This is a genomic window from Paenibacillus sp. FSL H8-0457 (assembly GCF_038051935.1).
Taxonomy (GTDB): Bacteria; Bacillota; Bacilli; order Paenibacillales; family Paenibacillaceae; genus Paenibacillus_AQ; species Paenibacillus_AQ lautus_A.
Map to the genome: position 1 here is coordinate 757,923 of NZ_CP150293.1, position 20,256 is coordinate 778,178.

Annotated in this window: 21 protein-coding genes; 16 read left to right on the top strand and 5 right to left on the bottom strand. The window is 53.7% G+C overall.

The features are described from left to right. Positions 1-23: 23 nt before the first annotated feature. The 3 genes from cysT to MHI43_RS03335 all read left to right on the top strand — a co-directional run bounded on the left by cysT (position 24) and on the right by MHI43_RS03335 (position 2,120). Positions 24-872 carry a sulfate ABC transporter permease subunit CysT gene (gene cysT, locus MHI43_RS03325; protein WP_012818833.1) on the top strand — a complete coding sequence of 283 codons (849 nt, stop codon included), beginning with the start codon at positions 24-26 and terminating at the stop codon, positions 870-872. A gap of 14 nt (positions 873-886) precedes the next feature. Next, positions 887-1,753 (top strand): sulfate ABC transporter permease subunit CysW, encoded by an 867-nt coding sequence (gene cysW, locus MHI43_RS03330; protein ID WP_036664627.1) that lies wholly within the window; start codon positions 887-889, stop codon positions 1,751-1,753. A 145-nt stretch (positions 1,754-1,898) separates the two neighbouring features. Further along, positions 1,899-2,120: a YezD family protein gene (locus MHI43_RS03335; RefSeq protein WP_009595967.1), complete on the top strand. Its 222-nt coding sequence runs from the start codon at positions 1,899-1,901 to the stop codon at positions 2,118-2,120. Between the two features lie 237 nt (positions 2,121-2,357). On the opposite strand, the gene MHI43_RS03340 is transcribed toward MHI43_RS03335, so the two are convergent. Beyond that, positions 2,358-3,269, bottom strand: coding sequence for a hypothetical protein (locus tag MHI43_RS03340; RefSeq protein ID WP_036664625.1), 912 nt, complete (start codon positions 3,267-3,269; stop codon positions 2,358-2,360). A 148-nt stretch (positions 3,270-3,417) separates the two neighbouring features. On the opposite strand from MHI43_RS03340, the gene MHI43_RS03345 reads away from it, so the two are divergent. Together MHI43_RS03345 and MHI43_RS03350 are read left to right on the top strand one after the other, a co-directional pair. Continuing rightward, complete coding sequence (locus tag MHI43_RS03345; RefSeq protein WP_036664622.1) at positions 3,418-4,401, top strand: alpha/beta hydrolase; 984 nt, start codon at positions 3,418-3,420, stop codon at positions 4,399-4,401. A 21-nt stretch (positions 4,402-4,422) separates the two neighbouring features. Beyond that, positions 4,423-5,175: a MerR family transcriptional regulator gene (locus tag MHI43_RS03350; protein WP_036664619.1), complete on the top strand. Its 753-nt coding sequence runs from the start codon at positions 4,423-4,425 to the stop codon at positions 5,173-5,175. Between the two features lie 382 nt (positions 5,176-5,557). Here MHI43_RS03350 and MHI43_RS03355 read toward each other — a convergent pair whose 3' ends face one another. After that, on the bottom strand, positions 5,558-6,451 hold the full coding sequence (locus tag MHI43_RS03355) for a hypothetical protein (protein WP_012818838.1): 894 nt from the start codon (positions 6,449-6,451) through the stop codon (positions 5,558-5,560). 365 nt (positions 6,452-6,816) lie between these two features. On the opposite strand from MHI43_RS03355, the gene MHI43_RS03360 reads away from it, so the two are divergent. Together MHI43_RS03360 and MHI43_RS03365 are read left to right on the top strand one after the other, a co-directional pair. After that, the gene (locus MHI43_RS03360) at positions 6,817-7,449 is read left to right on the top strand and encodes an NAD(P)-dependent oxidoreductase (protein ID WP_012818839.1); all 633 of its coding nucleotides are present in this window, start codon (positions 6,817-6,819) and stop codon (positions 7,447-7,449) included. A 69-nt stretch (positions 7,450-7,518) separates the two neighbouring features. Next, positions 7,519-9,267 (top strand): bifunctional ADP-dependent NAD(P)H-hydrate dehydratase/NAD(P)H-hydrate epimerase, encoded by a 1,749-nt coding sequence (locus tag MHI43_RS03365; RefSeq protein WP_036664616.1) that lies wholly within the window; start codon positions 7,519-7,521, stop codon positions 9,265-9,267. 67 nt (positions 9,268-9,334) lie between these two features. Here MHI43_RS03365 and MHI43_RS03370 read toward each other — a convergent pair whose 3' ends face one another. Next, positions 9,335-9,790 carry a hypothetical protein gene (locus MHI43_RS03370; RefSeq protein ID WP_036664614.1) on the bottom strand — a complete coding sequence of 152 codons (456 nt, stop codon included), beginning with the start codon at positions 9,788-9,790 and terminating at the stop codon, positions 9,335-9,337. 56 nt (positions 9,791-9,846) lie between these two features. Continuing rightward, positions 9,847-10,755: an SDR family oxidoreductase gene (locus tag MHI43_RS03375; protein WP_036664611.1), complete on the bottom strand. Its 909-nt coding sequence runs from the start codon at positions 10,753-10,755 to the stop codon at positions 9,847-9,849. 211 nt (positions 10,756-10,966) lie between these two features. On the opposite strand from MHI43_RS03375, the gene MHI43_RS03380 reads away from it, so the two are divergent. The 9 genes from MHI43_RS03380 to MHI43_RS03420 all read left to right on the top strand — a co-directional run bounded on the left by MHI43_RS03380 (position 10,967) and on the right by MHI43_RS03420 (position 19,066). Continuing rightward, complete coding sequence (locus MHI43_RS03380; RefSeq protein WP_012818843.1) at positions 10,967-11,782, top strand: VanW family protein; 816 nt, start codon at positions 10,967-10,969, stop codon at positions 11,780-11,782. A gap of 356 nt (positions 11,783-12,138) precedes the next feature. Further along, on the top strand, positions 12,139-12,684 hold the full coding sequence (ssuE, locus tag MHI43_RS03385; protein WP_012818844.1) for an NADPH-dependent FMN reductase: 546 nt from the start codon (positions 12,139-12,141) through the stop codon (positions 12,682-12,684). Between the two features lie 60 nt (positions 12,685-12,744). Next, positions 12,745-13,335 carry an AAA family ATPase gene (locus MHI43_RS03390; protein WP_012818845.1) on the top strand — a complete coding sequence of 197 codons (591 nt, stop codon included), beginning with the start codon at positions 12,745-12,747 and terminating at the stop codon, positions 13,333-13,335. A gap of 283 nt (positions 13,336-13,618) precedes the next feature. Beyond that, positions 13,619-14,362 carry an AAA family ATPase gene (locus MHI43_RS03395; RefSeq protein ID WP_012818846.1) on the top strand — a complete coding sequence of 248 codons (744 nt, stop codon included), beginning with the start codon at positions 13,619-13,621 and terminating at the stop codon, positions 14,360-14,362. 376 nt (positions 14,363-14,738) lie between these two features. Beyond that, positions 14,739-15,110: a MarR family transcriptional regulator gene (locus tag MHI43_RS03400; RefSeq protein ID WP_341283282.1), complete on the top strand. Its 372-nt coding sequence runs from the start codon at positions 14,739-14,741 to the stop codon at positions 15,108-15,110. 83 nt (positions 15,111-15,193) lie between these two features. Continuing rightward, positions 15,194-16,612 (top strand): MDR family MFS transporter, encoded by a 1,419-nt coding sequence (locus MHI43_RS03405; protein ID WP_012818848.1) that lies wholly within the window; start codon positions 15,194-15,196, stop codon positions 16,610-16,612. 306 nt (positions 16,613-16,918) lie between these two features. Next, positions 16,919-17,716: a DUF817 domain-containing protein gene (locus tag MHI43_RS03410; RefSeq protein ID WP_012818849.1), complete on the top strand. Its 798-nt coding sequence runs from the start codon at positions 16,919-16,921 to the stop codon at positions 17,714-17,716. Between the two features lie 139 nt (positions 17,717-17,855). Next, positions 17,856-17,990: a hypothetical protein gene (locus MHI43_RS03415; protein WP_012818850.1), complete on the top strand. Its 135-nt coding sequence runs from the start codon at positions 17,856-17,858 to the stop codon at positions 17,988-17,990. Between the two features lie 134 nt (positions 17,991-18,124). After that, positions 18,125-19,066 (top strand): GNAT family N-acetyltransferase, encoded by a 942-nt coding sequence (locus MHI43_RS03420; protein WP_036664608.1) that lies wholly within the window; start codon positions 18,125-18,127, stop codon positions 19,064-19,066. A 105-nt stretch (positions 19,067-19,171) separates the two neighbouring features. On the opposite strand, the gene MHI43_RS03425 is transcribed toward MHI43_RS03420, so the two are convergent. Beyond that, positions 19,172-20,203, bottom strand: coding sequence for a ribonucleotide-diphosphate reductase subunit beta (locus MHI43_RS03425; protein ID WP_012818852.1), 1,032 nt, complete (start codon positions 20,201-20,203; stop codon positions 19,172-19,174). Positions 20,204-20,256: the final 53 nt, after the last annotated feature.

Consider the following 20,256-nt stretch of genomic DNA (forward strand, 5'->3'; position numbering starts at 1 on the left):
AAGGCAGGAAAGGATGAGTGGATATGACGGTACTCCCCGTACGGAAGCAAGGCAGAAATCATCGCAGGGTGCTCCCGGGTTTTGGAGTCGGCATGGGACTGACTGTCCTTTATATGAGTTTAGTTGTGCTCGTGCCGCTGTCGGCGCTGCTTCTTAATCAAACCGGATTGACCTGGGAGAAGTTCTGGTCGGTTGCAACCGATCCGAGGGTTCTGGCATCCTACCGGGTTAGTCTGACGACGGCGGCGCTGGCCGCATTGGCGGATACGATACTGGGGCTGCTGCTGGCCTGGGTGCTGGTGCGGTATGATTTTCCGGGCAAAAAATGGTGGGATGCCCTGATCGACCTGCCCTTCGCCCTGCCAACGGCCGTGGCGGGGGTGGCATTAACCGCGATCTATTCCGCGAATGGCTGGATCGGATCGCTGCTGGAGCCGCTTGGCATTAAGGCGGCGTTCTCTTCCTTGGGCATCACGCTGGCCCTAATGTTCATCGGCATACCGTTCGTCGTGCGGACGGTACAGCCGGTGCTGGAGGACGCGGAGCGGGACACGGAAGAGGCGGCAGCCACGCTAGGGGCAGGCCGGTGGCGCACGTTCCGCACCATCATTCTGCCGACTCTGATTCCGCCGCTGCTGACCGGGTTTGCGCTCGCTTTTGCCCGGGGGATCGGAGAATACGGCTCCGTCGTCTTCATATCGGGAAATATGCCGATGAAGACGGAGATTGCGCCGCTGTTGATCATGACGAAGCTGGAGCAGTTTGATTATGCCGGCGCTACGGCGGTTGCCTTGATTCTGCTGCTCATTTCTTTCGCGCTGCTGCTCGGAATCAATCTATTACAACACTGGACGCGGAAAACCGCGCGCTAGGGAGGGGGAACTATATGGCTGGAACCGTACCCACTGCCGTCCCGGCAGGGAAACGAGGTACATCGCCCTCTCCGGCTGCAGCGGAGAAAACCTGGGTGAAATGGACCTTCATTAGTTTGGCTGGCCTTGTGCTTCTGTGGCTTATTGTGCTGCCGCTCGTTACGGTGCTGTCCGAAGCGCTAAAGAAGGGATGGGAGGTTTATATCGCGGCCTTGTCCGATCCCGATGCCTTGTCCGCGCTGCGGTTGACCTTACTGGTGGCGGCGATTGCGGTACCGCTGAATTCGATATTCGGCGTCATCGCGGCTTGGACCATAACGAAGTTCCGCTTTAAAGGCAAAAATCTGCTGATTACGCTGCTGGATTTACCGTTCGCGGTATCGCCGGTTATCGGAGGCCTCATCTTCGTGCTTATTTTCGGCCGTCAGGGTTGGTTCGGCCCTTGGCTCGAAAGCCATGATATCAAGATCATATTTGCCGTGCCCGGCATCGTTCTGGCTACGTTATTCGTTACGTTTCCTTTTGTGGCCAAGGAGCTGATTCCGCTGATGGAGGACCAAGGGACGAAGGAAGAGGAGGCGGCTGTAACGCTCGGCGCCAAGGGCTGGCAAATCTTCTGGCGGGTCACCCTGCCCAATATCAAATGGGGACTGCTGTACGGCATCATTCTGTGCAATGCCAGGGCCATGGGCGAGTTTGGGGCCGTGTCCGTCGTATCCGGCCATATCCGCGGAGAGACCAATACGCTGCCCCTTCATGTCGAGATTTTGTACAATGAGTATCAGTTTTCGGCATCGTTCGCGGTGGCCTCCTTATTGCTGTTGTTAGCCGTGATTACGCTGCTGCTTAAAAATTGGTTTACGCGAAAAAATGCCCATTGACAGTCGTTTCCAACCCATGCTAAGGTTAATTCATACTATATAGGTTGGAAAAGAATGAATAATGATCGTTTAGATTGTGAATGTGTCTTCGGCTGATGAAGATGAGTGAATAAATGAGGGCTTTGCCCGGTGAGGAGGCGTATCCATGGCTAAACCATTAAAAGTGGATGAAATGTGGCTCGAGCGCATAGCAAGCCTGCTGAACGACATGGAATTCGGTTCGCTGCAAATCGTAGTGCATGAGGGTCAAATCGTTCAGATGGAACGAACGGAGCGCAAGCGTTTCGAGAATACGGCCTCCGGAGCGGTCAAGACGTCAGGATCGTCCCGGGCATCCGGCCAACAGCGAAGAACGAATACAAGATGATCAAGCAAAAGCTATCAGGTACCTTAAAAAGAACTTCCGCCAGATAACGTGAAGTGCAGCCTGTCCAGTCGACATGGAAAAGACACCAGGGGTGTTGACCAAGTAGACTAGGGGAACGCGCTTCGGTCATCATGCGGGAGTTCTTTTCTATTAGAGATAGAGTATATGAATAATACAAACAGCCCGGCCGTTGAATCGGCCGGGCTGTTTGTCAATCGTATTCAAGTCGCAGGCATCTTATCGCGACCGGAGCGGGCTGCTGCCGATCTCCGGCTCGCCTGAGCCTGTTGTTTCGCTTAGAGGATCGTGATCCCCAGCAGGATGAAGGAACTGCTCCATCAGCTCCGGATGGCCGGCGTAGGGCCGCTCACGCCGCTTACGGGTGGCCGTTACCCGGAAACCCGCCAGATAGAGCAAGCATTGGGTAGCCAGAACGTAAGGCGAGGCTTCGCCGCCGATCAGATTAAATAAGGCCGAAGCCACAATCAGCAGATGCAGCACGCTATAAATCATGCCATGCGTTTTTCTTCTCGAATCCATCAATAAACGGTAGAAAGAGATCGTGGCAATGATATTGGAGAGCCATAAACACCAAACCTCGGGGCTTGCCCAGGCCGATGTTTGCCTGAGTTCCTCCGCAAGGACCGCCGTCCATAGGAGTGCGGCACCCAGTGAAAGGGCAGGTACGGCAGGTTTTAGGAGCAGCCACAAGCCCATCCCCCAGCCGGGCTTCTCCAGCCGTCCAACCAGCTCGTCGCGCTCCTTCATGAGTCTGTTGATCTCGCGTTCCAGCAGCTTGTGAAGCGTCGCCAATCGGGATTCATCGCGATCGCTTAGAAAGATATCCATTTGTTCGTGGAGCTCACGCGTCAACAGGTCAGCGGATTTGCATTCCTGCAGAAGCCGGATCAGCAGATCCTCGGGGACGGCCGTCCGGGTCGGTCGATGGATCAGCGTGCCGAGAAGCCCTGCCAGCCTGGTGTAGACCGTCAAGGTCTGACGAATGCGAGCGAGCGAATCCTTTCGTGCACCGAGCAGCCGGGACGCACTGTATATGTACAGGCCCGCAAATACCGCAGTGGCAAGAAGCGCGGCCACGAGCCCGTCCAGCGAGCCAAAGATATCAACCATCCATTCCGTAAGGGACAAGCGGATCCCTCCTTCAATATTCTACCTTTCACTATTGCACAAGAAGGAAGGGATTTCAAGCCGATTCGGTAACAGGCAGCTATAGAGCGCATGGGGGTTGCGTATAACGTTACGTCATAGCTTATAGTCGCCTTAGGAGGGGATTAAAGTGAAACGAAGAAAAGGATGGATTATCTTGGGTAGCATTCTCATTGCGATACTAGCTATACTGACGGTAGTAGGCTTTCTATTAAGAGATGACGGGTCGTTAAGCGGTTTTGTTACAGAGGATGGAAAGAAGGAATATGCGGCGGCTTATGAGGAGGCGATGAGTCACTTGCCAGAACCGGTTGAGTCGATCAAGGTTCATACCGATTTTGGCGTGGTTCAGCTCTACAAGTTCCAGGGGAGCGATACACCGCACAAAACGCCTTTGTTGCTGCTTCCCGGAAAGGGATCTGCTACACCCATGTGGGAGGCCAATCTTAGCGGCTTTTTAGAACACCGGCCTGTATACACCGTTGATTTGATAGGAGAACCGGGTTTAAGCACAGAAACCAGACGGATTGAAACCGCTGCGGACCAAGCAGCATGGTTAGGGCAAGTATTGGATCAGCTGCCGGAATCAGAGATCCACCTATTAGGGCTGTCGTTCGGCGGGTGGAGTGCGGCGAATCTGGCGCTCAAGCATCCGGAGAAGATTCACTCGCTCTTATTGCTGGACCCTGTCTATGTGTTCGGCCCCATCCCATTGAACATGATACTGGCCTCCATTCCGGCGACTGTGCCCATGGTGCCCAAACCGATCCGGGAGAAAATGCTCAGCTATATATCCGGCGGGGCTGAAGTCGATGACAGCGATCCGACCGCCAAATTAATCGAAACCGGTATGCGGACATTCAAGAGCAAGCTGCCCATGCCGGAAGCCATCCAGCCGGAACAATTAGCTGAGCTGACGATACCGGTGCTCGGTATTTTAGCTGGACAATCGACGATGCACCATGCTGAAAAGTCGTATCAAACGGGGATGGATGCCTTGAAAGACCCTAATAGCGAGATGGTTTTATTTGAAGAGGCCTCGCATGCGATTAACGGGGAATACCCTGAAGAGTTACTGGAAACGATAGAAGCTTTTTTAGCGAAAATCGAGTAAGGGACAGGAAGGGATGGGTTCATGGGGGAAAAATATTCCGTAAAAGAAATCAGCCAATTGTCGGGAATAACACCGCGAACCATTCAGTACTACGATAATGAAGGGATTCTTAAAGCGGAGCGAGATGAGCTGGGGCATAGAGTATATTATGATAAACAGCTGTATGTACTTGAGCAGATTATGTTCTATAGAGCCATCGGTTTCTCTTTAAAAAAGATCAAAGAACAATTGATTGTGGGCACCGAGGAGCAGGATATCGAGAACATTCTAGATTACCAGGCATCGGTCCTTTATTCACAGAAAGAGAGCATCCAAGCCAAGCTTGACGGATTGCATGTGGCAAAGGAAATGATGAAAGAAGGGTACAACGTACCCTGGGAGCTGTTAGCCCTTCTTATGCGTTCGTTGAATGAGGTCGATATGTCGGCTTGGAAAGAATACGAATTTTCGGAGGAAGACGCGCGGCTGTTTCAAAAAGTATTTGACTCTGAGCAGGCGGTATTGGATTTTTACAATACGTTCAGAAAAATATCGCTGCAAGCTGCAGCTTATAAGGCCTCAAACGTCCCCATCGAGTCCCGTTTAGCCGGGGCCTTAGCCCAAGAATGGCAACAGATGGTTCAACGTGTGACCCATGGCGACGAACGGATTCATGCTGCTTTTTTAGCGGTCGATAACAATCGGGATCAATGGAACGCCGGAGAGCGTCAGCTTGTAATGGAAGCAGAACAATATTTGCAGGACGTCATAGAGCACTATGCTGATCGTAAATGAGCCGCATGCTGCCCGGGTTCGCTTCCAGAGCAGGAAGCTTGATCGTATGCTACTGTTCACATGACGGATCGGTTTTTCTCTTGGTAAACAATGTTTCCTCGAGGTAACATAAGGGGCCGAGCCGCATATAGTATATGAATAAGACATCGAAGAGAGGGAGGGGCCGGGGTGATGGAAGTGCAGGTAAAAAAAGCGCCGCTTCAACGCGCGAAAATGACGGTCGGTTATGTACTGCTTCTCATGTTGACGGTTTGAAAGCGATCAGGCCTTTTACCCAAAGGATAGGATAAGTTCCTTCATTAAACATAAAAGATGGCGCCAGAGGACACACCCTCTTGAAACGCCATCTTTTTTTTAATGCCATAATGTAAGGATCGCAACGTTATCGATCGGAGTCATAAAGTTCCTTCCAGTACCTGTAGTCGTGAATGCCGAACCCGGAGAAGGAAGGGTGCTTTTCCGCCTTGGTGCATACCTTGCTCAGCTGTTCCTCCATATAGGACGTGCCTTCCTCGAAAAAGGTAATGTAAGCCCCCTCATTGCTGGACTTGGTCTCCACGGCAATCAGGGCCTCCTTGCCGAGTTCGTCGGCTTCCTTTAGCTCGGTTGCGGCGAGGTTGTATATGTTATCCGCTTGATCGCGATAGGCCATAATGACGATCTGGTCGAACTGCTTGATCATCCAGCGGCTGATCGACATCGACTGATCCGGCAGCTGGTAGGTATGCAGCCAGAAGGTCATGTCGGAGCCGATCGGCAGATTCAGCTTGTGCGCTTCATCGACCAGATAACGGACGCTCGCTTGCCACTGCTTAACGACCGAGGACTGGTTCGTTTTCCATTCGGCCAACACATGCGGCTCGATATCGACATGGATGCCGGTGAAGCGCTCATTCGGGGCAGCGGACGCTTGATATTCGGCGGTCCATTGAATAAACGTCTCCAGCCGGTGACGTTCCGATTCCAGCGCCCAGTTCGGCGCCCCGCCGAGGACGTGAACCTCGATCCCTTGCACTCCTGCCTGGCGGATAAAGCTGCGGTAATACTCGGGACGGACGTCGCGGTTCATCTGCAGGTAGAGCACGTTCACTCCCTGGCTGCCGGCAAAGCTCAGAATGTCATCGGCGGAGTCTTTGATTTGCGGGGTATCCCAGAACCAGGTTGCCTTCTGGCTGGGTTTCGCTTCCGCGGCATCAGGATGAAGCGACAAACTGCTTAGCAGCAGCAGGCCGCCAGCGAGACAGAGAGCCAGCAAGCGGACATATTGTTTTTTCATAGGATGGATGTTCTCCTTTTCATTACGATTTAAACATAAGCATTAGGACAATCTTCGACAAGCGTATACCATTAGTATTGCGTTAGAAGTCATTACGCCAAATATATATTTTCATAAATGTGCACTTATGTATTCTATCGGTGAAAACAATATCTTGTTTCATAGGTCTAAAGATCTAATGTTTTGAGGAAAAATGAATAAGTGGAGTTTGAAGAGGTCTGCAAGGGGATAAGTAAATAGGAGGTGCGATCGGCCAAGTATGGCTATACGCGGCACCGGGTGTTCATACTACTACTTAAGATATAAGAGAACCCTTCCCCATCCTGGGTGATGTAGTATAATTTTTAAACGAAGGAGCGATGAACATGAAGGTAGCATTGATTGGAGCAAGCGGGACGATCGGGAAACGCATTACGGAAGAAGCGCTGCGCCGGGGACACGAGGTAACGGCGGTGCTGCGTAATCCGGATCGCCTTGAAGCGGAGCATGAGCGATTACAGAAAGTCAAAGCGGATGTGATGGATCCTTCGTCATTGGAAGAGGCTGTTCAGGGACACGATGCCGTGATCAGCGCTTTCGGTCCGAAGTTCGGACAAGAAGAGGAGCTTGTAGCAGCCGCGCGGACCATTGTGGAGGGAACGAGACGCGGCGGCGTAACCCGCCTGTTGATCGTTGGCGGCGCAGGCAGCCTGATCGCCGACAGCGGGGTACCGCTTATGGAAACCCCGGAATTTCCGGAAGAGATCAGACCGCTTGCCCGTGCGCATGCGGATGCTTACGATCTTTATAAGGAAAGCGATTTGGAATGGACGTATATCAGTCCGGCGGCTATCATCGAGCCGGGGAAACGTACCGGACAATTCCGGATCGGCATGGACCGCCTGGTGACGGATGAGAGTGGAAGCAGCCGGATCTCGGTTGAAGATTTTGCGGTAGCCGTGATTGATGAGCTGGACGATCCGCAGTTCATTCAGTCCCGTTTTACCGTTGCTTATTAATCGACAGGCATCAAGCGAAGTCGTCAGAGCGTTTGGGTAGGATATATCGAAGCAAAGGGGAGAGCTTGGATGTATGTTGTGACGTCCGAACAGATGAGGGCACTCGATAACTACACGATTCGCCGCATCGGCATTCCGGCCATCGCGCTTATGGAAAATGCGGGTAAAGCGATTGCCGAGGAAGTCCTGAAATTATGCCTGGAGCGTAATGGCGCGAGCCAGTTACCGTCCACGGCGGTCGCTCGGACATCAGGGAGCGATCAAGCCTACTTGCCGGAGGATGAGAGGTGCGACCGGCCGACTTCCTTATTGGGATATTCGGCAGCGTCAGAGGGCCCTTTCACCGGAAATGAGCGGGTTATCGAGATGAGCCGCCCGTCGCCTGTCATCGATGGAGACGCTCGATTGCCCACCGCGCTGGCGGCGCAGGAACGCTGGCTCATTCTGGTGGGCAAAGGCAATAACGGCGGCGACGGCGTGGTCGCCGCACGGCATTTGCGTGACGCCGGCATAAGCGTCACGCTGCTCTACGCCGCCGAGCCGTCCGCGCTGGCCGGCGAGGCGACGGTGCAGCGGGATGCCGCGGCAGCGCTCGGCATCCCGGCTCTGGTCCACGGCCGTGCCGCCGTGGACTACGGCGCGTACACCGGCATCGTGGACGCGCTGCTCGGGACGGGCGCGACGGGCGCGCCCCGCGGCGCTTACGCCGCGCTGATCCAGGCCGCGAACGACAGCGGCCTGCCGATTGTGTCCGCCGATATTCCGAGCGGACTGGACGCCGATACCGGCGCGCGGCACGAGCCGTGCATTTCGGCCGCGGTGACGGTATGCCTCGCCTTCCTGAAGCGAGGCTTGGTGCAGTACCCCGGCGCCGGGGCCGCGGGCCGGGTGGTGGTCCGCTCCATCGGCATTCCGGCATCGCTGTGCCGGGAGCAGGGCGTCAGCACGCATCTGCTTACCCCGCATGTCCTTCGGACAGAGCTGGGCGCCGACGTATCGCGCCGCCGGGCGCCGGACGGACATAAGGGCACCTACGGCCACGTCCTGACCGTAGGAGGCAGCCGCACGATGAGCGGCGCAGGCCTGCTCGCTTCCCGGGCGGCGCTCCGCGCGGGCTGCGGCCTGGTAACCTGGGCGCTCCCTGCCAGTCTGGTGCTGCCGCTGAGCGGAGCCGCGCCCGAAGTGATGCTCGCCCCTGCGACAGAGGAGGAGAGCGGCGGCTACTGGAATGAGGCCTCCGCGGAGCAGGTCCTGGCCCTCGCCAAGTCCCGCGATGTGCTGGCCGTAGGTCCGGGGCTTGGCCGCTTTGAAGGAGACGCCAGGTGGCTCCGCCGGCTGTGGGAAGAATGGGAAGGGCCGCTGGTGGTGGATGCCGACGCGCTGAATATGCTGTCTGCGGCTGGCGATTTCAGCGCCTGGAAGCCGCGTGCCGCGGCCACGGTGCTGACCCCGCATCCCGGGGAGATGTCCCGGCTGCTGGGCATTCCTACTGCCGAGCTGCAGCGGGACCGGATCGGTGCCGCCGCAGGGTTCGCGACCGGGCACGGGGTTACCCTCGTGCTCAAGGGGGCGCATACCGTCGTGGCTTCGCCGGACGGACAAACCTACATCAATACGACCGGCACCTCCGGCATGGCGACCGGAGGCACCGGAGACGTGCTGACCGGCATCATTGCCGGCCTGCTGGCGCAAGGGCATGCCGGTCCGTCTGCAGCCGCGCTTGGCGTGTGGCTGCACGGCCGTGCCGGCGAGCGGGCGGCGCGGCATCGGGGGCATCCCGCCTCGGTCATCGCCGGGGATGTCATCGAAGCGCTTTGAAACAACGAGCCAAGGGCCCTCATCAGAGGGCCCTTTTTCCATAGGAAAGAGGCTATAGGCTCTTGAATCAGATCAACCAGCACAGCAGGGGAACGGCCAGGGCAAAGAACGGGGTGGCCAGCGAATTGCTGGAGAATGCATGCTTTCCCCACAAGAACAGAAGCAGCGTCAGGGTTCCGGCAGCGGCACGGAGCCAGAGCTGCTCCGGATGACCGCCCGTGAACAAGGCGAAGAACAGGAAACCGACCGCTCCATACACGGCAGCCTGTTTCCCCTTATGCAGCGAAGGCAGGAACGCGAGTATGGCATCGGCCGCGAGAGAGGCCGTCAGCGCGTAACCGTACACCCAGTGTTCTTGCGGCATGTAAAGGCCTAACCACTCCGAGGCCTGATCCGCGCCGGACGGCCACGCCCAATCCAGCAGACTCAGCAGCAGCACGACGATACCGGCGCTGGCCAGCTTGTTTAATGCATAAAACCCCATGTCCATCCGGGCGGACCGTTTGGGAATTCCGGTGTTCATTGTACACATCCTCTGCACGTTATTCGTGGAATCCTCGGATGCTTGCGGCATCCATGCTAGCTGGTTACCATCTGCCCTCCGTTGACGTGAATAGCCTGACCCGTGACAAAAGAAGAAGTGATGGACGATGCCAGGTAAACATAAGCGGGTGCCAGCTCATAAGGCTGTGCGGCTCGCTTCATCGGCGAATTCGTTCCGAATACGGCAACCTCATCGGCGGAGAAGCTGGAAGGGATGAGCGGCGTCCAGACCGAGCCTGGCGCGACGGAGTTGACGCGGATGCCCTGATCGACCAGCGAAAGGGCCAGGGATCGGGTAAGGGAAACGATGGCGCCTTTGGTTGAGGAATAGTCGATGAGCTCCTTTAAACCGTCATAGGCCGTAATAGAGGCCGTGTTGATGATCGATGCCCCTGCTTTCATATGGGGCAGCGAAGCCTGGATCATGAAGAAGAACGGAAAGATATTCGTCTGATAGGTGTGATGCAGCTGTTCTTCCGTAATGTCCAGAATGCTGCGCTGCACATACTGGACGGCATGGTTGTTCACGAGAACATCCACTCTGCCGAAGCAGGCGATCGTCTCGTTAACCACGGCTTCGCAGTTTTTTTTGTAGCGCAGATCGATCTTCATTAAGAGGCATCGTCTGCCGAGTGATTCAATCCGCTGCTTCGTCACTTCCGCATCCGAAGTCTCATATAAGTATGGGATGACCAGATCGGCACCTTCCTTGGCGAAGGCAATGGCGGCCGCTTTGCCGATACCGCTGTCCCCCCCGGTCACAATGGCGATTTTGCCATCCAGTTTACCGCTGCCCCGGTAGGCGGGATCTTCGCTGATCGGACGCGGCGACATTAGGCTTTCAAGGCCCGGCTGGCAGTTTTGATGCTGGGGAGGGAAAGCGATGGGCTGCTCTTTGCATTCGGTTTTGGAGCCTACGTATGGAATGGGCTGTTGGGGATTCATTTCATTCCTCCTTTGGTATACGGGATGTTATTCATGGAACGTCGATGCTTTATCTCTATGCATTCGCCCAGTCCAGGGTGCCGGTTGTGAACAGAATAGGTGAAAGGTCGTGCGCAAATGCGCGGGTTACGGATTTTTAACGATGTCCTTTGGGCTATTGTGGTAAAATATTTCCAATTACATCAATACGGCCAAGGGGGAACGGTCACGGATGAAACCCGTCAAGCGTTCAAAATTCCGCCTGTGGGCAGGCAAGCAGTATTTTACGTACCGGCGTTATTGGGAATGGATGAAGAAGGGAGGCGGCATCGCCCGTACGCAAAGTCCTGAGCCGCTGCGATATTCGGTGTTCACACACCAAACCCCGCTGAAACGCCAGCTCAAGGACGTTGATATGTGGTATCAGCATCATAAGGTGATCAACCTGCGTCTGGCCGTGCGCCATCTGGATGGATTGCTGGTTCGTCCGGGAGAGACGCTGTCCTATTGGAGGAGCATTGGACGCCCGACCCGCAGGAAAGGGTATGTCGACGGCATGGTCCTGTTCTATGGAGGCTTTAAGGCCGGCGTGGGTGGAGGGCTGTGCCAGCTGTCCAACCTCATATACTGGATGACGCTGCACACCCCTCTGGAAGTGAAAGAACGGCATCGGCACAGCTATGACGTATTTCCGGATGCGAACCGGACCCAGCCGTTCGGGAGCGGCGCTACGTGCGCCTATAATTATTTGGACCTTCAGATTTATAATCCGACGAACGATACATACCAGCTGTCGGTATATGTATCAGAGGAGGATTTGATCGGGGAATGGCGATCCAGCGCCGCTCCGCTGCATCGCTATGAAGTATATGAGCGGGACCATCGCATTACCCAGGAAGTTTGGGGAGGATATGCGAGGCATAACGTCATTGGCCGCAAAGTGTTCAACAGGGAAGGCGAACGGATTCGGGATGAGTGGATTACCGAGAACCATGCGCTCATGATGTACTCGCCGCTGCTTGCCGAACAAGGAAGCGGGACGTCCTGATCAAGGGAGGGACTTGGTGTCGATCTTAAACCTTATTCGCTTGGGGGACCTGGTTCGTGATCGGTTATATGATGCGAGCAATAAGGAAACGTCGGTTTGACGCGTCTGCCGCATTGACAAAAGCGCGGACACATTGATACGATGATACTAATTCTGACAAGTTTGCTCTGATTTATGCTGATTGACGTCGGATGTTAGAGCGACTGCTGACCGGAAGACTTTGCCGTATCCTGTAAAGTCTTTTTTTTCTGAGATACAGGCTATGGCGGTCTGACTCTATATCGAGAGGACCCTACATAGCGATCTGAAGCATGCATGAAATGGTGACATTATAAGATAAGCTGAGGTGAATGATTATGGCGAAAGCTGTTATTATTAATGGGAGCCCTACAGCCGGATCCCGATTGAATGCGGTTATGGATTTTGCGGAGCAGGCACTAGCTGCGGCCAATTTCGAGGTGAGCCGGATCGACGTGGCCGGGCTGCCCCCTGAGGATTTGATTCATACGAAGTTTGAGAGCGAACATATCGTCAAAGCCAACGGGCTTGTGGCTGAGGCCGATGCCGTGATTGTGGCAAGTCCGGTTTATAAAGCTTCGTTTACCGGCGTGCTTAAGACGTTTTTGGACCTGATTCCGCAAAAAGGCTTGGCTGGCAAAATCGTGCTTCCGATGTTCATTGGCGGCAGTCTCGCGCATTTGCTGGCGATTGATTATTCGCTCAAGCCCGTGCTGTCCTCGATCGGGGCCCGGCATATTCTGGGCGGCGTGTACGCCGTGGATGCCCAGGTGGCGCGTACCGAGGATGGCGGGTTTGACGTAGCGGAAGTGCTTCAGGAGCGTTTGGCCTCCGCGATGGAGGAATTGATTGAAGAAACCCGTTACCGGACAGAACGCGCATAGGGATAGCGTGAGTGACGGCAGGGGTGTTCTAGCGATATAGATCATATGGAGGGATACCATTTGCAAAAGCTAGTGTTTTTTGTCGGCGTGGCCGGCACAGGCAAGACAACCGTAGCGAAGAAGCTTGCAGTCCGCATACCGGCTGCATTCCTCGACCGTGATACGGTGGGGGGACGGTTTGTCGAGAAGTTCCTGGAGAGCAACGGACTGGATCCGAACGACCGCGATTCTTCCTTCTATAAAGAGAATCTGCGCGATCTGGAATATGATACGACCAAGGATATTTGCATCGAGAACCTGGGTGCCGGGCAAAATGTCTTTATGATCTCGCCGTTCACGGCGGAGCTCAAGAACCGCGAATGGATTGAAGAGGTCATCGCATCCGCGGGATTAACGAAGAACGACGTTGACGTGAAGGTCATCGTGGTTGCGCTCAAGGACATGGATTTGCAGAAGGAACGGATCATTGACAGACAGACCGAGCGGGATCAGTGGAAGCTGGATCATTGGGACGACTTCAAGAAGCGCGTCGATTTCGTTCCGGAAGTGAACTGGGATATTCCGCAAACGTCCATCAAGGTGTTTGATAACAGCGGCGATCTGACGGAAGAGAAGGTCGAGGAGCTCTATGAATTTATCGTAAGCGAATAGCATATCGTACCAACTGATTCAATATCGGATGAAAAAAGTGCGTCATTCCAGGTGCCGGCATGCCCTGTGATGGCGCATTTTTTTGAATATCAGGGCATCCACTGCGTGAAGGAGCTTCCTACCTGTTATCGACAGAGCAGCAGGGCTTCCCGGGTTCATTCCTTCAGGAATGCGTCGTAGAATGCAGCCTGCATCGGGCGATGATCCTGAATTGGAACCGAAGCTGGAATGTTATATAGTAGACTATAACTATAGGGTTCCGTATATCAAGGAGGGAAAGCGCTTGGATCACACGGCTATGCTTGCCTATCTTCGCAGCGTTGCGTTGATGAGGGATCGTGTTCCGACATTTCATGAATATCCTTTTAATTTGCCGGCCGTAGCAGCTATGGACGGTCTTCATTTTCATCCCAAGGTTACTTATATCGTAGGCGAGAATGGCATGGGCAAATCCACGCTGCTGGAGGCGATTGCCGCGGCCCTCGGGTTTAATCCGGAAGGAGGCACCATCAATTTCTCTTTTTCTACGGCGGAGACGCATTCTGTGCTGTATCAATATATCCGTACGGTTCGAGGAGTCCGGAAGCCGCGGGACGGCTTCTTTTTCAGGGCGGAAAGCTATTATAATGTGGCCTCCGAGGTCGATTCGCTGGGGCTTTGGCAGTCTTATGGCGGAAAGTCGCTGCATCATCAATCCCATGGGGAATCCTTCTTTGCGACGTTTCTGCACCGCTTCGGCGGCAACGGGTTGTACATCATGGACGAGCCGGAAGCGGCCTTGTCGCCATTTCGCCAAATGGCGCTGCTGAGACGCATCCATGACCTGGTTCATGAAGACTCGCAGTTTATTATTTCCACGCATTCGCCGATTGTCATGGCTTATCCGGATTCGATCATCTACAAGCTGACATCCGAAGGCGTGGAAGAGACGAGCCTGGAGGAAACGGATCATTACATGATCACGAAGGAATTCGTGAATCGCCGGGAAGCCATGCTTCATGAATTGTTTGCAGATGATGAGGAATAAACGGGAAGGATAAGGGCTCGCGGATCGCTAGATCTTGCGAGTCCTTTTTGCATTTGTCCTACCTATTATTGTACTGAACGTTTTTTGCTAAGGAATGAATGAGAGATTTTTCTCCTTAGATGCTTCTGATTTTAAGAATTAGAATGGTTCAATTTCTCGAAATAAACTTTGAACGATTTAAGTAATTATTCAGTTACACCTCTATAATTGGGATGAATTAGAATGAAAATCATGAAAATGGTGTTTACAAGTTAGAATGATTGAACTAAAATAGGAAACGAGGTGAAAAACTCTGGAGAACGGAAGAGAAGCAAGCGTGGAGAGACTCATGGACATGTATCGTGAGTTATCGGATAAAATGACGAGGCATCGTGTCGTGTCTTTCTTGAGTCATTTGAGAAAGAACGATTTGACGATGAATCAGTATAAAATCCTAAGTTTGATCGAGCAGGAGGGACCGTGGCTCCCCAACCGGTTGGCTGAACACATGGAGCTTAAAGCTGCAACGATTACCTATTTGGTCGATGCATTGGAACAGCGGGGATTGGTGATTCGAACGCCGAATCCGAAAGACGGACGCAGCCACTATGTCAATTTTACGGCAGAAGGGCGGCAGCTGGTACTCGACGCGCGCAGCGAGGGGGACTATGCCGTTATGGAATCCTTCAAGCAGCTGGATGAGGACGAGGCGGATAACCTGTATATTTTGCTGCGATTGCTTGGCCGAAAGTTATTTCCAACGGAGTAAATGATAATATTATGTTTAAGTAATCCTGCCACCAGTTCTGTTCATCAGATCCGGGCGGGGTTACTTTGTTTAGGAGGCTTCTTGTGAACACAGACGAAAAATCTTCATTTTGGCTAATTATGAGCGCCGTGTTTTTCGGCAATTTTCTCGCGGTGCTGAGCATTACCACTATCAACGTAGCCTTTCCGGTGGTGATGGAACAGTTTCATGCCACGCTGAGCACAACCCAATGGCTGATGGCCGGGTATTTGCTGGCAACGGGGATCGTGGCCCCCATCGTAGGCTACATGGGGGACCAGTTAAGTTATAAAAGGCTGTTCGTACTTGCATTGACGGGGTTTACCCTCTCGTCGCTGCTATGCGTTGTCGCCTGGAACATCGAAACATTGATCGCATTCCGGATCACGCAAGGCGTTTTCGGCGGGATGATCATCCCGATTACGATGACGATCATCTACCAGGTGTTTCCGCGCGAGCGGCAGGCCTATGCCATGGGCCTGTGGAGCCTGGCTTCCATGCTGGCGCCGGTGATCGGGCCGACCCTGGGCGGATGGCTGGTGCAATACTTCGGGTGGAAATCGATCTTCATCCTGAATGTCCCTATCGGCCTGATATCGATCGTCATCGTAAGCAAATTCATTCCTTTTTATCGACTGACCGGGAAGAAGACTTTCGATCTCCTCGGCTTCTTGACGGTGGTGGCGGGCAGCTCCTGTTTGCTGCTCTCCTTCAGCCATGGCAACGATTGGGGCTGGGGATCCTGGAAGACGATCTCCTTGCTCGTCGCCGGAATTCTGCTGCTGCTGTTCTTCATTAAGTGGGAGCTGCGTATTTCGTCCCCGCTATTGCAGCTGAAGGTCTTCAAATTTCCCCGATTCCGGTACAGCTTGATCTTGAACTGTATCGTGACGATCTCCCTCTATACGGGAACCTTGCTAGTGCCGCTCTATTTGCAGACCGTGCTGAAGCTGTCCCCGATGGATACCGGATTGATCATGCTGCCGGGCGCGATCGTCATGGCGGCGGCATCGCCGATTATCGGCAAATTTTATGACCGGATCGGTCCGTTCCGGCTGGTCATCACGGGTGTCCTTATCATTGTGGCCGCTACGCTGGCTTTCAGCGGGATCGGCACGAATACGTCGGTTCTGTACATTTCCATGCTGCAGCTGGTTCGCTGCCTCGGCATAGCGCTGTGCAACATGCCGTTAACGAACGCCGCGATGAGCGCGGTGTCCAGCGAGTACTCAGGCCATGCATCGTCCATTACGAACTGGGCGCGCCAGGGACTGGCTTCGTTATCCATCGGCATTTTCAGTGCGCTGGTGGTAACCAGAACATCCTATTACATGGGCGCCGGAACTGTGACTCCGCGTGCGGCAACAACCATGGGCATTGATGACGTGTTCATGATCGGCACGATGGTGGCGGTGGTAGCCATACCTCTTACATTTTTGTTACGGGTCAAAAAGAAAAAATCGACTCGCCATGTCGCTCTCTGACCGGGCATGCCCCGGCTGTATGAAGAGGATGAGCCTTCAGGCTGTTGAGACCGGCGCAAGATGCCGGGAACCCGAATATAATCTAGCGATTGAACAGGGTTGAACCTAAGAGCATGCATGACGCATGTATAACCTTAAGGATCGTCGGATAGGCCGTTAACCGATGAGAGAGCAGCTGTAGGGGCTGCTCTCTTATTTTGTTTATCCGCTCCATGGCTTGGATGAAATATGACAAAGCTGTTCTTTTATTCAATTCGCGGTCTGTGGTAGGGTGAAGTATACGATTGTAGGGGCTAGGAGGAGCTTATGGAATTTATACGGAAGCTGTGGGTTTTCGGTTATCAGCAGGCTTTGTCCTGCCTATTTCCGGTGATTATCTTCGGCGCGCTGGGACTGACCAAGGTGGTTGAGATTCCGGGTTTGCCGCGGTATGATCTCATTCTTCTCATCTGCGTCTTGGCGCAAATCGGGATGCTGGTGAGCAAGTTGGAGACATGGGATGAACTGAAGGTTATCTGTGTCTTTCACGTCATCGGATTGATGCTGGAGCTGTATAAAGTGCATATGGGCTCATGGTCTTACCCGGAGGAGGGCTGGAGCAAAATCGGCGGCGTTCCGCTGTACAGCGGCTTTATGTATGCGAGCGTAGCCAGTTATATCTGCCAGGCTTGGCGGCGAATGAATTTGCGCATCACCGGCTGGCCGCTGCCTGTGCTGACCGTGCTGATCAGCGCGGCGATCTACGCCAATTTCTTTACCCATCACTACGTATGGGATGCGCGCTGGCTCCTGACCGCATTGTTGTTCGTGGTGTTTGGCAGAACCATGGTGTATTTCGACGTTGACGGAAAAACCTTGCGCATGCCGCTGGTGCTGTCGTTCCTGTTGATTGGTTTTTTTATTTGGATCGCTGAGAATATCTCCACGTTTCTCGGGGCCTGGACCTATCCGGGACAGGAACGGACATGGAGTCTGGTGCATATCGGAAAAATCAGCTCGTGGTTCCTGCTGGTGGTCATCAGCGTCATCATTGTGGCCCAGCTGAAGCATATCAAGCAGGGGAGAGGCCCGTCCAAAGGCAATCCGAAGGGAACGGTCATGTGAATGTAGCTTAGCGGATTTGATCCTTCATGCAGATTCATGTATCCTATGGGTAATCGAGACGATGGAATTAGCGAGCCATAAGGCAAGATACTTGTTATGAACATAGATGGTTGAAATCTTGGCAGGGAGGAGTATTCACATGAAAAAAAGATCATTGGCGTCGTTGTCCAAAGGCATGGGATACTCCACCGCTGTTTTCTTTGATCGGTCCGATGACGGGAGAAGTCTGTCCAAAATCGGATATTCGGCGATCAAGGATCCTTCATGCTATTGACTGAAATGAGGGAGCAGTGGAATTAAAAACACCACAGGTCGCTGGCTTGTGGTTGCATAGATCGGCATGTACACCACAGGTACGCTGTGGTGTTTTTTGCGTTTCTAATGATACGAGCAAAGGAGAGGTAGACCATGTTCATGCAAGGAAAACAGATCTATGTCAAGTCGGTAGAGGAATCGGATGCGGAAGCGCTATGGAAGCTCGAGGTGGATAACCGGGATTTTTTCCAACGGTTCACGGGCTTAAGGGACGACGAATTCTATACCTTTGAGGGACAACTCGAACGGATTCGAAAGGCCCGGGAATCCAGCAAGGCGGATCAGGCGTATCTCTATATGATTGGACTGCGGGATACCGAAACGATCATCGGCGAGATCATGCTGACGGAAGTGGTGCGGGGGAATTTGCAGAGCTGCTGGATCGGTTATTTTCTGGACCGGGACCATAACGGAAAGGGGTACATGACCGAGGCCGTTCAAATGGTGGTGAGGTTTGCCTTTCAGGAATTGAAGTTTCACCGGATTGAAGCGGGCGTGATGCCGCATAATTTAGGCTCGATCCGAGTGCTCCTGAAATCCGGCTTCCATAAAGAAGGCATCGCCAGGAAAAACGTGAAGATTAACGGGAAGTGGGAGGACCATCAGATACTGGCTTTGTTGAATGAAGAGGATGAGGAGGCCTCGCCCCCGATTCAGCGGTTCAATCCGACCGTCATCGCCCCGCCGATCGGTCCGTATACCCATGTAACCAAGGTTGCGAGAGGGGCGGAGCTGCTGGTGTTCTCCGGCCAGGTGGGGACCGACAGGGAGGGGAATCTGCCGGCGGATATGAAGGAGCAAGTAGAGAACACCTTGGCGAATATTCAGCGGGTATTGGCTTCGGAAACCATGTCGGCGGATCATATCGTCAAAATCAACATTTGGGCGGTTCAGGAGGTCGACTGGGATCATTTCCACCGGGTATGGGAGAAATTCCACGGGGGAAAGGCGCCGTCCATGACGATGGCCTACGTGCCCGCGCTGGCGATGCCGTCCCTTCAGGTGGAGATTGAGGTCTGGGCCGCGAGGGGGTAACGCTTGATGTAGAGGAACGGATTGCAGCCGTCATATAAAGGCATAAAAAAACCTCCGGGATCCCTGTTTAGGGGACCTCGGAGGTTTTGTGTATATGAAGGAAACTTATAGATCGTCAAAGCCGTTGTCGTCGCCCACTTTGCCGTAGTTACGGGATTTGGCTTCGAAGAAGTCGGTTTTCGTTGCGTTGAGGGCTTCGTCGGAGAAAGGCTTGATCCATGGCATGCAGTTGACGTCCACGCCTTCGTAAGCTTTTTCCAGACCCATCATGGTGATGCGACGGTTCGCGATGTACTTGATGTAATCGCTCAACTCGTTCAGATCGATGCCGCGCACATTGCTGAGCGTGTAGTGGGCCCAGTTGGTTTCGAGCTCGACGGCACGGTCAATGGTGCGGTACAGGTAGTCGATGTTCTCTTTAGTGTTCAGCTCAGGGAAATCCTTGAGCAGCTGCTTGAACACTTCGGCGAAGAAGTAGCAGTGCTGGTTCTCGTCACGCTGAATATAGGAGATCATCTGGCTGGTTGCCATCATCTTCTGGTCACGGGCCAGGTTGTAGAAGAAGGCAAACGTGCTGTAGAAGAAAATCCCTTCCAGGATCAGGTCGGCGACCATGGCTTCGAAGAAGGATTGCGGCGACGGATTGTCGCGGAAATTCTGGTAAATGTTCGAGATGAACTGGTTGCGCTCCAGAAGTACCGGATCATGCTTCCAGTATTCGAAGATTTCCTTCTGCTCCTGCTCCGACACGATGGAGGAAAGCACGTAGGAATAGGATTGGTTGTGAACCACCTCTTGCTGACCGATGATGGCCGAGATGGCTTCGAGCGACGAGTCGGTGAAGTAACGCTTCACATCGCTGACAAACATCGTCTGCATGGAATCGAGCACAGCCAGCAGGGAGATGTTGATTTTGAAGGTGCGCTGCTCTTCAGGGTCCAGGCGCGGGAACTGCTGCGCATCCTTGGACATCGGGATTTCATCCGCGATCCAGTGGTTCAGCAGCAGAACCTTATACAATTTATACATATGAGGCATCCGAATGTCGTTCCAGTTCAGGATCCCGGAGCATTCACCTTCAATGACGCGAGTGGAGCGGTTGGGTGCTTCGGTGTTAAATATCTTTTGCATTTGCATGCCGATTTTCTCTCCTTGTATTTCATAATAGGGCGGCGCAGAGGCGAAGCCGA